Source organism: Terrirubrum flagellatum (genome assembly GCF_022059845.1).
Lineage (GTDB): Bacteria > Pseudomonadota > Alphaproteobacteria > Rhizobiales > Beijerinckiaceae > Terrirubrum > Terrirubrum flagellatum.
Map to the genome: position 1 here is coordinate 343,762 of NZ_CP091851.1, position 14,359 is coordinate 358,120.

16 protein-coding genes are annotated in these 14,359 nt (G+C 63.1%); 9 read left to right on the top strand and 7 right to left on the bottom strand.

The genetic code is table 11. The features are described from left to right. Positions 1–23 precede the first annotated feature (23 nt). From L8F45_RS01685 to L8F45_RS01705, 5 genes are all read left to right on the top strand, one after another. Positions 24–179 carry an aa3-type cytochrome c oxidase subunit IV gene (locus L8F45_RS01685; RefSeq protein WP_342361151.1) on the top strand — a complete coding sequence of 52 codons (156 nt, stop codon included), beginning with the start codon at positions 24–26 and terminating at the stop codon, positions 177–179. A gap of 82 nt (positions 180–261) precedes the next feature. Next, a complete protein-coding gene (locus L8F45_RS01690; RefSeq protein ID WP_342361152.1) occupies positions 262–1,404 on the top strand; it encodes a Re/Si-specific NAD(P)(+) transhydrogenase subunit alpha in 1,143 nt (380 codons plus the stop codon). 41 nt (positions 1,405–1,445) lie between these two features. Continuing rightward, positions 1,446–1,892, top strand: coding sequence for an NAD(P) transhydrogenase subunit alpha part 2 (locus L8F45_RS01695; RefSeq protein WP_342361153.1), 447 nt, complete (start codon positions 1,446–1,448; stop codon positions 1,890–1,892). Between the two features lie 10 nt (positions 1,893–1,902). After that, positions 1,903–3,306, top strand: a complete 1,404-nt coding sequence (locus L8F45_RS01700) for an NAD(P)(+) transhydrogenase (Re/Si-specific) subunit beta (RefSeq protein WP_342363344.1) — start codon at positions 1,903–1,905, stop codon at positions 3,304–3,306. Between the two features lie 12 nt (positions 3,307–3,318). Continuing rightward, entirely contained in the window at positions 3,319–3,843 is a 525-nt protein-coding gene (locus L8F45_RS01705; protein ID WP_342361154.1) for a GNAT family N-acetyltransferase, read from the top strand. A gap of 28 nt (positions 3,844–3,871) precedes the next feature. Here the strand turns inward: L8F45_RS01705 and L8F45_RS01710 are convergent, their stop codons facing one another. Beyond that, positions 3,872–4,504, bottom strand: coding sequence for a TetR/AcrR family transcriptional regulator (locus L8F45_RS01710; RefSeq protein ID WP_342361155.1), 633 nt, complete (start codon positions 4,502–4,504; stop codon positions 3,872–3,874). A 93-nt stretch (positions 4,505–4,597) separates the two neighbouring features. Between L8F45_RS01710 and L8F45_RS01715 the strand changes: the two genes are divergently transcribed. After that, positions 4,598–5,263 carry an O-methyltransferase gene (locus tag L8F45_RS01715; protein WP_342361156.1) on the top strand — a complete coding sequence of 222 codons (666 nt, stop codon included), beginning with the start codon at positions 4,598–4,600 and terminating at the stop codon, positions 5,261–5,263. 41 nt (positions 5,264–5,304) lie between these two features. On the opposite strand, the gene L8F45_RS01720 is transcribed toward L8F45_RS01715, so the two are convergent. After that, entirely contained in the window at positions 5,305–6,126 is an 822-nt protein-coding gene (locus tag L8F45_RS01720; RefSeq protein WP_342361157.1) for a TetR/AcrR family transcriptional regulator, read from the bottom strand. On the opposite strand from L8F45_RS01720, the gene L8F45_RS01725 reads away from it, so the two are divergent. Both L8F45_RS01725 and L8F45_RS01730 read left to right on the top strand, forming a co-directional pair. Beyond that, on the top strand, positions 6,028–6,603 hold the full coding sequence (locus L8F45_RS01725) for a class I SAM-dependent methyltransferase (RefSeq protein ID WP_342361158.1): 576 nt from the start codon (positions 6,028–6,030) through the stop codon (positions 6,601–6,603). The two genes, L8F45_RS01720 and L8F45_RS01725, sit on opposite strands and share 99 nt — an antisense overlap. A 31-nt stretch (positions 6,604–6,634) precedes the next feature. Beyond that, positions 6,635–7,465 (top strand): oxidoreductase, encoded by an 831-nt coding sequence (locus L8F45_RS01730; protein WP_342361159.1) that lies wholly within the window; start codon positions 6,635–6,637, stop codon positions 7,463–7,465. Positions 7,466–7,634: 169 nt separating this feature from the next. Here the strand turns inward: L8F45_RS01730 and L8F45_RS01735 are convergent, their stop codons facing one another. Beyond that, the gene (locus tag L8F45_RS01735; protein WP_342361160.1) at positions 7,635–8,504 is read right to left on the bottom strand and encodes a hypothetical protein; all 870 of its coding nucleotides are present in this window, start codon (positions 8,502–8,504) and stop codon (positions 7,635–7,637) included. A gap of 200 nt (positions 8,505–8,704) precedes the next feature. Beyond that, complete coding sequence (locus L8F45_RS01740; protein ID WP_342361161.1) at positions 8,705–9,352, bottom strand: L,D-transpeptidase; 648 nt, start codon at positions 9,350–9,352, stop codon at positions 8,705–8,707. 288 nt (positions 9,353–9,640) lie between these two features. Here L8F45_RS01740 and L8F45_RS01745 point away from each other — a divergent pair, with 288 nt between their 5' ends. Further along, the gene (locus L8F45_RS01745; RefSeq protein ID WP_342361162.1) at positions 9,641–10,924 is read left to right on the top strand and encodes a cystathionine gamma-synthase family protein; all 1,284 of its coding nucleotides are present in this window, start codon (positions 9,641–9,643) and stop codon (positions 10,922–10,924) included. Between the two features lie 60 nt (positions 10,925–10,984). Here L8F45_RS01745 and L8F45_RS01750 read toward each other — a convergent pair whose 3' ends face one another. From L8F45_RS01750 to L8F45_RS01760, 3 genes are all read right to left on the bottom strand, one after another. Continuing rightward, positions 10,985–12,196, bottom strand: a complete 1,212-nt coding sequence (locus tag L8F45_RS01750) for an SGNH/GDSL hydrolase family protein (protein WP_342361163.1) — start codon at positions 12,194–12,196, stop codon at positions 10,985–10,987. A gap of 70 nt (positions 12,197–12,266) precedes the next feature. After that, a complete protein-coding gene (locus tag L8F45_RS01755) occupies positions 12,267–13,493 on the bottom strand; it encodes a lytic murein transglycosylase (protein ID WP_342361164.1) in 1,227 nt (408 codons plus the stop codon). Continuing rightward, positions 13,490–14,335, bottom strand: a complete 846-nt coding sequence (locus L8F45_RS01760) for a tetratricopeptide repeat protein (protein ID WP_342361165.1) — start codon at positions 14,333–14,335, stop codon at positions 13,490–13,492. Before L8F45_RS01760 ends, L8F45_RS01755 begins: the two co-directional genes overlap by 4 nt. Positions 14,336–14,359 lie beyond the last annotated feature (24 nt).

A 14,359-nucleotide genomic window follows, 5' to 3' on the forward strand; every position in this document is an offset into this window, starting at 1 on the left:
GACGGTCAATCACGGGGCTCGAAATGGCGGATCACGGGCAGGCGCAGACGGCGGACGGGCATCCGGACATGGACTACGCCGAGCATGAGAGCACCTACAACGGCTTCCTCGTTTTCGTGAAATGGGGAATTATCGTGAATTGCGCCATTCTTATCGGGATGGCCGTTTTCCTCCTCTGAGCTTATTTGACGCGCGCTGCTTGACGGATGCGCGCGTGGACGCTCGAATTCAAAAAACATCGTCGGCTGCGAGGGGAGAGTCATGCGCGTCGCCGTCCCGCTAGAAACGGATGCGAATGAGGGCCGCGTCGCGGCCACTCCGGAAACCGTGAAGCGCTTTGCGGGACTCGGCGCCAGCGTCGTGGTCCAGGCGGGCGCTGGCCTCAAGTCTGGAATCATCGACACCGACTATCAGTCAGTAGGCGCAACCATCGCATCGAGCGCCGAAGAGACGTTCAGGGATGCGGACGTCGTTCTCAAGGTGCGCCGGCCAACTGCCGAAGAGATGGGCTTTATGAAGCCCGGCGCGTTCGTCGTCGCGACGATGGACCCCTATGGGCAGAACGATGCGTTGGCCGCCATGGCGAAAGCCGGCGTCGCGGGTTTCGCCATGGAGTTCATGCCACGCATCACACGCGCGCAGGTGATGGATGTGCTCTCAAGCCAGGCCAACCTCGCGGGCTATCGCGCCGTGATCGACGGCGCCGCTGAATATGGCCGGGCGCTGCCGATGATGATGACGGCGGCGGGCACGGTTCCCGCGGCGAAGATTTTCATCATGGGCGTCGGCGTCGCGGGTCTGCAGGCGATCGCCACCGCGAAGCGTCTCGGCGCGGTGGTGACGGCGACCGACGTCAGGCCGGCGACGAAGGAGCAGGTCGAGTCGCTCGGCGGCAAGTTCCTCGCTGTCGAGGATGAAGAATTCAAGCAGGCGCAGACCACCGGCGGCTACGCCAAGGAGATGTCGAAGGAGTATCAGGCCAAGCAGGCCGAGCTCGTCGCGTCGCACATCGCCAAGCAGGACATCGTGATCACCACGGCGCTCATCCCCGGCCGTCCGGCGCCGAAACTCGTTTCCGCCGCGATGGTGGAATCGATGCGGCCGGGCTCGGTGATCGTTGATCTCGCGGTCGAGCGCGGCGGCAATTGCGATCTCGCCATCCCCGGACAGATCGCGACGACACGCAATGGCGTGAAGATCGTCGGCCACCTCAACGTCGCCGGTCGGCTCGCGGCGACGGCGTCGCAGCTCTACGCCAAGAACCTCTTCGCGTTCGTCGAGACGATGATCGACAAGGAGACCAAGTCGCTGAAACCCAACTGGGATGACGAACTCGTCAAGGCGACGCTGCTGACCAGGGACGGCGCTGTCGTCCATCCGAACTTCCAGCCAAAAGCGGCTTGAGCGTTTAGCTCGCGACAACAACAAAATCAGGGGCTCTCATCATGGCGACTCCCGAACAGGCGATGCAGCAGGTCCGCGACGCGCAGGAGGCGTTGCGCGTCGGCATCGCAAAAGGCCAGGCCGCGCTCGACGCGCTGCAAAGCGTGGACGCCGGTCTCGTCGCACACGCCGCGACGGGCGGCGTCGTCGATCCCTTCGTCTTCCGCTTCGCGATCTTCGTGCTGGCGATCTTCGTCGGCTATTACGTCGTCTGGTCGGTGACGCCTGCGCTCCATACGCCGCTGATGTCGGTGACCAACGCAATCTCCTCGGTGATCGTCGTCGGCGCGTTGCTCGCTGTCGGCGTGTCGGCCGCGCCAGCTCTTGGCGATGGCCCGCTCTGGGCGCGTGTGCTCGGCTTCTTCGCGCTTATCTTCGCGTCCGTGAACATCTTCGGCGGCTTCCTCGTCACCGAACGCATGCTCGCGATGTACAAGAAGAAGGGGTGAGGCCGTCATGCTGAACGCGAACCTCGCCAATTTCCTCTACCTCGTCGCCGGCGTCCTGTTCATCCTGGCGCTGCGCGGCCTGTCGCATCCGACGACGTCGCGCGAGGGCAATCGCTACGGCATGATCGGCATGGGCCTTGCGGCCCTGACCACGATCCTGCTCGCGCCGCCTGCCGACTGGGTGTCGTGGCTGCTCGTGATCGTCGGCGTCGGCATCGGCGGCGGCATTGGCGCTGTGCTGGCGCAGCGCGTGCAGATGACCGCGATGCCGCAGCTCGTTGCGTTCTTCCATTCGCTCGTCGGTCTCGCCGCCGTGCTGGTCGCCGCCGGAGCGCTCTATGCGCCGCAGGCCTTCGGCATCGGCGATGTCGGCTCGGTCCACAAATCGAGCCTTGTCGAAATGGTGCTCGGCGTCGCCATCGGCGCCATCACCTTCACGGGCTCGGTGATCGCGTTCCTGAAGCTCGACGGCCGCATGTCGGGCAAGCCGATTCTTTTGCCGAACCGCCATCACATCAATATCGGCCTTGGCGTTCTGCTCGTGCTGCTGCTGATCATCTTCGTGCAGACAGAAAGTCATGCGCTGTTCTGGGCGATCGCGCTGGTCTCGTTCGCTCTCGGCGTTCTGCTCATCATTCCGATCGGCGGCGCCGACATGCCGGTCGTCGTCTCGATGCTCAACTCCTATTCCGGCTGGGCGGCGGCGGGCATCGGCTTCACGCTCGGCAATCTCGCGCTCATCATCACCGGCGCGCTGGTCGGCTCTTCGGGCGCGATCCTGTCCTACATCATGTGCAAGGGCATGAACCGCAGCTTCATCTCCGTGATCCTTGGCGGCTTCGGCGGCGAAACCGCGGGCGCGGCCAGCGGCGCGACCGAGCAGCGGCCGGTGAAGCAAGGTTCGCCGGAAGACGCCGGCTACATCATGCAGAACGCGCAGAAAGTGATCATTGTGCCGGGCTACGGCATGGCGGTGGCGCAGGCGCAGCATGCGCTGCGCGAAATGGCCGATCTCCTCAAGAAGGAAGGCGTCGAGATCAAATACGCGATCCATCCGGTCGCGGGCCGCATGCCTGGTCATATGAACGTGCTGCTCGCCGAAGCGAACGTGCCTTATGACGAGGTCTTCGAACTCGAGGACATCAACTCGGAGTTTGGGCAGGCGGACGTCGCCTATGTCATTGGCGCGAACGACGTGACCAATCCGGCGGCGAAGACCGACCCGGCGTCGCCGATCTTCGGCATGCCGATCCTCGACGTCGAGAAGGCGAAGACCGTGCTGTTCATCAAGCGCGGCATGGGTTCGGGCTATGCCGGCGTCGAGAACGAGCTGTTCTTCCGCGATAATACGATGATGCTGTTCGGCGACGCGAAGAAGGTCACCGAATCCATCGTGAAAAGCTTCGGTCACTAGCGGGCTGCGGCTGTGAGCGCGCGACAACGTCCCTCGCACGCAGCCCCTGCGATCAAGGTCCGTCTCGCGCAGCCGGAAGATCGCGAAGCGATCATCGACCTGATCTGGCAGCTCAACCGCTATGAGTCGCCCATCTCGGGCGATCGCCCAACCGATCGCGACACGGCGCGGCGCTGCCTGCGCGACAATGAAGACGCGGCGCGCAACACGCTCGGCCTTTCCATCGTCGCGGTTGACGACAATGCGCCTGAGAAAGGCATTGTCGGCTATCTCTGCCTCGCGATCGAATCTATCGGCAGCTTCGTGCGCGAGGATGTGCGCCGCGTCGCCTATGTGCGCGAACTGATTGTTGACGAAAGCTGCCGGCGCGCCGGCGTCGGCAAGCGCCTGATGGAGGAGGCGGAGCGCTTCGCGCGCTCGCGCCACCTGAAGCGCCTCATGCTCGGCGTGCTCGCAGGCAATGCGAAAGGCCGCGCCTTCTACGAAGATTTCGGCATGGGCGCCTACGCGATCGAGATGGTGAAGCCGCTCGATTGATCGGTTGCGTTCGCCTGAGCGGCCTCGCTTAACGCTGTTCGATGCTCTTGAGGTAAGCGCAGAACATGTCGGCCATGGCGTCGGCGTAGGTTTCGATTTCCGCAGGCGTTCGCGGCGTTTCGGAAAACTGCTTCCCCGCGGAATCAAGCGTCGCCGTGAGCAGATCGCCGGCCAGCGTGCGCGTCGTTTCCTGCGCCTTGGGCAATACCTCGCGCATGAAGTCCTCGATGATGCGCGTTCCCGACACGCGCGCTTCCTGCGCTTCGGGCGCGTCGCGATAGAGAGGCGCGGCGTCGTTGAGCGCGCCGCGCACGGCAGCCTCGTCGCATTCGGAGCGGATGAAGGCGTGGACGAGCGCGCGCAGCCGTTCGATCGGCGGCTTGCCGACATCCTCAAGGATGCCGCGCAGCATCTCGGTCGTCTCGCGCCATTCGTCGCTCTGAAGCCGGAAGAGGATCGCCGCCTTGTTCGGGAAATACTGGTAGAGCGAACCGACGCTCACGCCGGCCTTTTCCGCCACCCGCGCCGAGGTGAAACGCTGCGCGCCCTCCTTCACCAGAACCTGAACCGCGGCCTCCAGAATCGCCGCAACGAGCTCGTTCGAGCGGGCCTGCCTGGGCTGTTTTCGTGAGGAAATAGAAGAGCTTCGGCGATCGGTCATGGGCCTGCGCGGTAATGCGAATAGGAAATGCGATGAATTAGTCGTATTTCTGACTCAACACAACGACACGCTGATCCCGCACCGGAGATTTCCATGACTACCCTGACCTCGGCCCCGCTCGCGCCGCTGCTCGACCGCCTGTTCAGAGAAGCCGATGCGGCGTCGTCCTGGACGAGCTCCGCAGCGGCCAGTCTCTCGCGCGAAGAGCGCGCGCGCCTGATGCAGAGCAAGACCGGCTATCTCGACCTCTATGCGCGCCTGAAGGATGTCCCGCTTCCGGTTTCGCGCGAGACGGGCGCGCTGCTCTACATGCTGGCGCGCAGCATCGGCGCGCGAACGATCGTCGAATTCGGAACCTCGTTCGCGATCTCGACCCTGCATCTCGCGGCGGCGCTGAGGGACAATGGCGGCGGTCGATTGATCACGACCGAGTTCGAGCCGTCCAAAATCGTGCGCGCCCGGGACAATCTGACAGCCGGCGGCGTCATCGATCTCGTGGAAATCCGCGAGGGGGATGCGTTGAAAACGCTGAGCGTCGATCTGCCCGATGCGATCGATCTTGTTCTGCTCGACGGCGCGAAAGCGCTTTATCCGGAGGTCCTGAGTTTGGTCGAGAGTCGGCTGAGGCCGGGCGCGCTCATCGTCGCCGACAACGCCGACGACAGTCCTGACTATCTCGCGCGCGTGCGTTCGCCCGCGAACGGCTACCTCTCGACGCCGTTCGCAGAGGATGTCGAACTGTCGATGCGGATGGGGTGAGCTCGGCAGGCGCGCAAAACAGCCGCCGTCCTGGTCTCACATCAACTTTCATTCTGGCCGACTTCGCGCTTCAACTCGGAGAATGCTTTTTCGAGATGGGATTCGAGTCGGCCCCGTCCTTCTCCAGCCGCCCACCGATCGACCGCCACTCTCATTCCGCCCACGGAGGCCATCGCCACCATTCGCAATCCGTTGCGCCGCTTGCGGTCAGGCCAATGCTTGCATAGCGCCGTGAAGACCGCGTCCTCCTGCTCAACATATTTTGCATGTTTGCGCGCGCGCAGTTGATCGGTCGACTGGAGCAACTTTTCGATCGCGATCATTTTCTCCGGATCGTACTCTGACGCGAGCGACAGGATTGCGCTCAGGACGACGTCAATCGGCGGCCTGTCCGCGCGTTCGCGCAGGATGGCGGCATGGATCATCGAGCCAACCGCGCTCTGCCATGCGAGCAGAATTTCTTCCTTGGACGAGAAATAATAAAAGAACGTGCGGCGTGATATGCCCGCCGCCTCGGCGATCGCGTCGAGAGTCGTCTCCTCGTAGCCCCGCTCCAGAATGAGTCGAAGGCCGGCGTCCGCAATCCGCTCCAGGGTCGCGCGGCGCTTCCGCTCGCGCAGCCCCTCGCTTCCTTTCCCGCTGTCCGTCATGGCCCAACATATGCCATAAATCGCACCCATTGTAAAATTACACTGAGTGTAATAGGTGTTCCTGTGGCATCCATCTGCGGTCTCGGCGAAAAGCCAATATCGAGCGACATTCTGATGTTCCTGCGCTCCTGGGCCGCTGACCCGCTGCGCGTGGCTGCAGTCGCTCCTTCGGGCGAAGCGCTGGCGGACATCATCACGAGGGAGGTTGACCAAAGGTCAGGTCACGTCATCGAGTTGGGTCCCGGCACAGGCGTGTTTACACGAAAGTTGTTGAAGCGAGGCGTCGATCCTCGTGATCTGACCCTCATCGAGAACGGGTCGGAATTCGCCATATGCCTTCAGGCGCGGTTTCCAAACGCGCGCGTGCTGTGGATGGATGCGGCGCGGCTTAAAGGCCTCGATTTGGAGAATCGCGCCGCAGTTGGCGCTGTCGTCAGCGGCCTGCCGCTGCTTAGCATGACGCCAAGGCAGGTCATGTCGATCCTCGATGGCGCTTTCAGCCATCTGCGCACTGACGGCGCGTTCTATCAGTTTACATATGCGGCCCGATGTCCGGTTCCCCAGCCGATCCTCGATCGATTGGGGCTACGCGCCACGCTGGTCGGCCGCACCTTCCGCAACATTCCTCCCGCATCTGTTTATCGCATTTCGAGGCGAAAGGCCTGGAGAGCGGCGCCGCAATCAGCGTGAAGGGAACCGATTAGCACAGGAAAGATGACGCATGACTTCCCAAAAAGTGAAAACAGCGCTTGTGACCGGAGCTTCCTCCGGCATGGGCAAGGAAACCGCGAAACGTCTGATCAAGGATGGCTATCGCGTCTTTGTCGCGGCGCGCAGCGTCGCGAAGATGAAGGATCTTGAAGCGCTCGGCGCAACGCCCCTGCGCATGGACATTTCCAAAGGCGACGAGATCAAAGCAGCGGTCGATACGATTCTCGATCAGGTCGAGACGATAGATGTGCTCGTGAACAATGCCGGCTTCGGGCTCTACGGAGCCATCGAGGACATCTCGCTTGATGAAGCGCGATATCAGTTCGAGGTTAATCTGTTCGGGACGGCGCGATTGACCCAGCTTCTGTTGCCCAAAATGCGTGAAAAGGGCTCTGGCGCAATCATCAACATCACCTCGATGGGCGGGAAGGTCTACACGCTGCTTGGCGCCTGGTATCACGCCACCAAGCATGCGCTGGAAGGATGGTCGGATTCGCTTCGGCTGGAGCTTGCGCCTTTCGGCATTAAAGTTGTCATTATCGAACCGGGTCTTATCGAGACTGGCTTCGGCGATGTCGTCGCCGACGGACTTTTGAAGCGCTCAGGGAGCGGCGCTTACGCGAAGCTCACTGAAGCGGTCGCCGCGACGACAAGGCAGGCTTACGGCGACGGACGCGGCACCGATCCCGCCGTCATAGCAGACATCGTCTCCAATGCGGCGAGCGCGAGACGGCCACGCACACGCTATGTCGCCGGCAAGTACGCCAAGCCGATGATCGCGGTCCGAAAATGGCTGGGCGACCGCATGTTCGATCGTCTGATCATGAGTCAGATGAGATAGCCATTCGCGGCCTGCATCGAGTCGAGTTCTGCAATGGCGGCGAGGCTGCTCTTTAGTTCCAGCGCGCCGCTCGTTTTGGCGGCCTCGAAACTAAAAAGCCGCCGCCCGTGAGGGCGGCGGCCCGGCGCGCGGATTTAACGTCAGCCCATCCGCAAGCCGGTGTTCGTGATCAGGGTAGTTCAGGCACGTCGGTCCATCCAGTGCTGACGCTTGGAACGTGATAGAATTTCGCCATCGGACCGTCGCCGCCGCTCAAAGCCTGGCAAATCCAGGAGTAGCGCGAGGAGTCATGGACCGCGAGGCTCGGCATGAAGCCCGGCATTGATGCGCCGACCTTTATATAGAGCTCGTCCGCGGTCAGCGGCGTCGTATTGTTGTAGTCGACCGCCAGAAAAACCCCCTGGAGATAGACACCAGCGCGCGTCATCGGCCCCAATCCATATCCGCATGTCGCGTCCCAGTCGGCGAACTTGTAGGTCGCGAACATGACGGTCGGCGCGGGCCGCACCGGCTGCGATTTATGGAGATTGGGGTCGCCGAGATCGGAATACATATCGGCGTATTTGATCTCGAGAACTCGCACATCCTTGTTCACGAGTTGCGCCGCAGCAGCGAAATTCGCGCGCACCTGGGCGACGAGCCGGGCTTCCTGCGTTTCCTCGCTTGTCTCGCTGGCGCGCTGCTTCCTGAGCTTCAGCCTGAAGATGCCGCGCAGCGTCTCGTTGAGGCCGACGTCTGTCAGGCCTGCATCCGTGCCGTAGCCGGACGAATCAATTCCGTTCAGAAATCTTTGCGCGGTCAAAGTCAGCCACGCCGTCGCCTGTTTCTGCGCCGCGCCAATATTGACCAGGGGATAGACGGCCGAGCTCGTCTCCATCTCAAGCAGCCGCTTTTCCGTTCGCTTGTTAGGTTCGATCAGCGAGTCGCCGGAGCCGAATTGGCGGGTCTGGAATTGCTTGATGGCGCTGCGGGTCTTGGGGCCGACCAGGCCGTCTTGTTTCAGGCGAGGCGTCGGGCCTCCCTCGCCGGGTGGGACCATGTTGAGGAACGCCTGAATTCGAAGAACATCTGCTTTGATATTTGCGCCATTCAAACCAACTGACTTGGAAATATGTTCGCGCGCGCCCATCGCAGTCCTCCGGCAGTGATCGCATCAGGAAATCAAATATCGTCTCCGGAAAAACATGGATCGCCTGCGGCTGTCCGGCCGCAGGCGATCCTCAATCACATCAGATAGGCTCAGAACTTCGAGCGCTTCGCCATCGCCCAGGCCGAACCGTTACGGCCGTCGCGAAGAACGACCACGCGGGTTCCGACCTTCACGCGGCTGTAGAGATCGATGACGTCGTTGTTCATCATGCGGATGCAGCCTGACGAGACCGCTTCGCCGATCGTCTCTTCCTCGTTCGTGCCGTGAATGCGGAAGATCGAGTCCGAGCCGGACGCGTTATAGAGATACATGGCGCGCGCGCCGAGCGGGTTGGCTTCGCCGCCGGCCATGAACTTCGGCAGGTCAGGGCGACGCTTCAGCATTTCCGCCGGCGGCGTCCAGGACGGCCACTCAGCCTTGCGGCCGATATGCATGTCGCCGCCCCATTCGAAGCCGGCGCGGGCGACGCCGATCGCGTAACGCATCGCCGTACCGTTATCGCCGATGAGATAGAGAGCGCGGTTCGGCGTATCGACGAGGATCGTTCCCGCCGCATAACCCTGCGGCGCGGCGACGACTTCGCGCGTCTGCGCCGGCGCAGCGCGCTGGGTGCGGAAGTCAGGCTTCTGGAAAAGCGAAGCGAGAAGGCTCGAGCCTTCCTGGGCGGACGCGGGTGAAGCGAAGGCGGCGAGGCCCAGAGCGGCGGCTGCGGCGATCGTCTTGAAGTGGTTGAACATGATCATCTCCCCTGTGTGAAACAGGGTATGGACCCCGGCGCGGCGGGATTTTGTGCGCCGGCGCACGCAGATAAAGCGTTCGTCAACCCTTGTGTTCCGTCCGTTTCGCCGAACGGTTTCGCCGGCTTCATGCGAGGAAACTGCTGGGGTGCAGGGAGAAATCGAATCGATGAGAGAGAATGCAGAACCGGCCGCCCGGTTCCGTCGCGCGGTGAAAGCCCGCCACGCCCGGAGGACAGGAGGGCTGCTCTGGCCTAGACTCAGGGCGCCCAAGGAATCGAGGACAGCATGACAGCGCCGCGCCCCTCCAAAACCCATATCGGCAATCACCCGCTGAAGCCCGAGACCTTGATGCTGGGTTACGGCTTCGATCCGCTGCTCTCGGAAGGCGCGGTGAAGCCGCCGGTTTTTCTCACCTCGACCTTCGTCTTCCAGTCGGCGGAGGAAGGACGCGATTTCTTCGATTACACGTCGGGCAGAAAGGAGCCGCCGCGCGGCGCGACGTCGGGCCTCGTCTATTCGCGCTTCAATCATCCCAACAGCGAGATCGTCGAAGACCGACTCGCTGTCTATGAAGGCGCCGAAGCCTGCATCCTGTTTTCGTCGGGCATGTCGGCGATCACGACGTCGGTGCTTGCGTTCGCTCGGCCGGGCGATGTGATCCTGCATTCGCAGCCGCTCTATGGCGGCACAGAAACGCTCGTAGCGAAGACGCTGTCCGTCTATGGCATGAGCGCCGTCGGCTTCGCCGATGGAATCGACGGTGACGCCATCCGCGCGGCGGCGAAGCAGGCGATGGCGAAAGGACGCGTCTCCGTCATCCTGATCGAGACGCCGTCCAATCCGCTGAACACGCTGGTCGACATCGCGCTAGTGCGAAAGATCGCTGATGAGATCGCCGCGCAGCAAAATCATTGCCCGACGATCATGTGCGACAACACCTTGCTCGGGCCGGTCTTCCAGAAGCCGCTGATGATCGGCGCCGACGTATCGCTCTACTCGCTGACCAAATATGTCGGCGGCCATTCCGATCTGATCGCCGGCGCTGCGCTTGGATCAAAAGCGGTGACGAAGCCGATCAAGGCGCTGCGCGGCGCGATCGGCACGCAGCTCGATCCACATTCCTGCTGGATGCTGGGGCGCTCGCTCGAAACGCTCAGCCTGCGCATGGAGCGCGCCGATCAGAATGCGAAGATCGTCGCGGAGTATCTCAACGAGCATCCGCGCGTGAAGAAGGTTCACTATCTCCCATTCCTGACCGCCGACAGCGCGGCGCGGCGTGTGTATGAGTCGCAGAGCGAAGCTGCGGGATCGACTTTTTCATTCGACATCAAGGGCGGTCTGAAAGAGGCGTTCGCCTGCCTCAACGCGCTGCAGGTGTTCAAGCTTGCGGTCAGTCTTGGCGGCACGGAGTCGCTTGCGAGCCATCCCGGCACCAACACCCATTCAGGCGTGCCGGAAGCGGTGCGACTCTCGATCGGCATCAGGGATTCGACCATCAGGCTGTCGATCGGCATCGAGCATCCCGATGATCTCGTCGCCGATCTCGCTAACGCTCTCGCTGCGATTTAAGGAGCGACGTCCGGAAAAGTGGACGCCGGTTTTCCGGAAGACGTCGCGACAAAAAGAAGATCAGCGCGGCCAGCGGAAATCGTCGGCGCGGCCGGGCTTCGCGTCGCCGACGCGTCCTTCGCGATAGACGCGCTCGATGAGAACAAGCGCGTCGCTCTCGACGCGCGCGTCGCGCAGGCTTGCGAGCGCGCCTCCGGGCGATGTCGCGGCCTTGTTCAATGACAGGATCGGCCCGGCCGCCGGCTTCACCTGGAGACCGGGAATGCCGACCGGCTCGGGCAACCCCATCACCATGCGGTCGATGGCGCGATCAATGCCGCCCGGCTGCAATTCGAGCGGCAGCTTTTCGATCGGGGACGTTTCCGCGGGAATCGCGATCACGGTCGATGCCGGCCTGTTCTCGATCAGGCGGCGCAATTCGAGTTCGACGAAATGAGCCTCCTTGCGCGCGCCCGCCTTGGTGAAATGCACGCCGTCATTGGCGCGAAGCTTCGATGTCTGGCCGGTGAGGTCGGGGCCGTAGGGCGAGAATTTGTTCTCGCTGTCGACGAAGGGCTCCCAGATGTCGATGAATTTCGCGCCGGCTTTCTGGGACGCAGCGCGCAGCACATCGTTCAGCGTCATCATCTCGGTGGAATAGCGCGGCGACTGCATCGGCGGCATGCCGACCCAGAAGACGGGAATGTGTTTCTCGGCGAAGCCTTGCAGCATGGCGTCAACGCGCTGCGAATAGATCTCGCGCCAGCGATCGGTCGTTGGTTCGTAGGGCTGGTTGGTCTCGTCGCGAATGGGCTGGCGATCGTTCGCGCCAAGCTGAATCACGACGAAGCTGATCTTCTGGTCGCTGGCGAGAATATCGCGCACGGTCTTCGGCCAGTCGTAATAATCGACGCGCGTCAGTCCCGACTCCGGGCGCGTGCGCCTGTTGACGGCGATTTCGGGCTCATCGGCGAACGCCTCGTCGAGGCCGTTCGCGAGCTGTTCGCCAAAGGAGTCGCCCAATACGAGGATGAAGGTCGAGGGATCGACCTTGGGTTTCTCCGGCGTGTCGCGAACGATCACGGTCGCGGGCGCCGTGCGGCGCGGCGCGCTGACCACGGCTCGCGGCTTCTGCGCCGCGCGCCGGCGGGCGCGATCCTCGGCTGCGCGGCGTTGTTTCGCTTCCTGCAGGACCAGATCGAGCGGGCTCATCTGCGCAATCACGGTCGGGCCGCCGGTGAGGCCGATCACCAGCAAGGCGAGCGTAATCTTGAGGATGCGGGCGAAGCGCATGCGCGCCGTCTCCGGCTTGGCGACCTGCCATCTATAGCACGGGCCGTCCCGAAGCGGAGGCGCGAGCCGTCTAGCGCTTCGCCGCTTTCATCCTGGCGAGCAGGGCGGCGGTGGCGTAGCCGTCGGCAGGGTTGACGCCTTCGGCGAGCTGGAAGCGGCGCACGGCGTCGCGCGTGCCGCTGCCGAGCCGGCCGTCGATTTCCTGATCGTAGAAGCCGAGGCGGCGAAGCTGCCGCTGCACGTCCTCGCGCAGCGCCTTGGAGGGCAGGGGATCGGCCGCCGGCCATGTTCCCTGAATGCGCGGACGTCCCATCACGCGGTCGCCAAGATGGGCGACGCCGAGCGCGTAGGCGTCGGACATATTGTAGGTCTTGATGACTGCGAAATTGTCGGTGAGCAGAAATGCTGGACCCTTGGCGCCGGCGGGCATGAACAGGAGCGCTTCGCCGCTGCGCGGCAGCGCGCCGCCGTTGACCGCCGTCACGCCCGCGCTCGCCCACGCCGAAAAGCTGCGCCGAACTGTGCGATAGTCGAGATCCGTGGGGACCGAGACTTCGACGCCCCAGGGCAATCCGCTCTGCCAGCCCTTCTGGGCGAGATAGTTCGCAGTGGAGGCGAGCGCGTCAGGCGCCGAGCCCCAGATATTCTTGCCGCCGACGGCGTATTTCATGAAGCTCGACGGCATGAATTGCGTATGGCCCATCGCGCCCGCCCAGGAGCCGCGAATACGCGAGCGCGGAATATGCGCGTCGTCGATAATGCGCAGCGCCTGCATCAACTCGTCGCGGAAGAAGGTCCCGCGATAGCGGACATAGGCCAGCGTCGCGAGCGAACGGATGACGTCCTTGTCGCCGGTAAAGGAGCCGTAATTCGTCTCCATGCCCCAGACGCCGAGCACGATCTCTTTTGGCACGCCATACTGACTCTCGATGCGTGCAAGCGAGTCCGCATATTGTTCGGCGGCGGCGCGGCCGCGCTCGATGCGCTGCGAAGAAACAGCGCCAGCGAGATAGGACCAGATCGGCTTTGAGAATTCCGACTGCTTCTTCGTCAGCGCGACGATCGACGCGTCGATCGTCAGGCTGTCGAACGCTTCATCGAACGTCGCGCGGCTGATCCCTTCCGCCTGCGCGAAGGGCCAGAGGCTTTGCAGGAAGCTTTCGAACGATGCTCCGGCGGGGGGCTTTGGTTTCGCGGCTGCAGGCTTGTCGGGCTTCGGCTTCGCTGGAGTGGTGGCGCCAAAGGCGGCGTGAGCGGTCAGAGCCGCGAGAACAAAAGCTCCGAGGAGCCCTCTCATCCGCGGAACAGGCTGCCGGCGCCGATGCGGGAATTTCCGGCGCGCGCGGCGGCGTTGCCGGGATCGGCGGTCAGCGCGCGGGCGTAACTCTCGCTCGCCTCCTGCTTGCGGCCCATCTTTTCATAGGCGAGTCCGCGTCCGGCCCAGGCGTCGCCGAGCTTGTTGTCGACGTTGAGCGCGGCGTTGAAATCCTCGACGGCCTTCTCGAACTGATTGTTGGCGATGAGGCTCTGGCCGCGCGCGAGATAGGGCGCCGCCGCATAGGGATCGCGGTCGATCGCGGCGTCGAAATCAGAGATCGCGAACTGGTGCTGGTTCTGCTTCTGATAGAGCAGGCCGCGCGCATGAAAGGCCTGCGCCGATTCCGGGTTGAGCTTGATCGCCTGATTGAGGTCTTCGAACGCCTGCTGGTAGTTGCCCTGCACGCGCAGAAGATTGGCGCGCGCGATGTAGGCCGGCGCGTAATTCGGAACAACCGTGACGGCGCGCGTGAAATCGTTCAGCGCCTGATCGTTGCGATTGGTCTGGCGATAGGCGAGGCCGCGATTGGTGAAGGCCGCGGCGAGATTGGGATTGATCTGGATCGCCTTGTCGAAGTCGGTGATCGCCTCGCGATAGCGGCCGACGCGGGCGTAAGCCGCGCCGCGCGTATTGTAGGCTTGGGCGTCGTTCGGATTGCGACTGATGACTTCGGACAACGAGGTGATGTTGACTGACTGCGCGCCGGAGGTGTCTTCCTCGACCTCGGCGACGCGCGGGCCGGTGACGGAGCCGATCGTGTCACATCCGGCAAGGGTCAGCGCGACGCCGACGATGGCCCATGGAACAATCGACTTTCGCATCCTGTCACCTCGCTAAAGCCGATC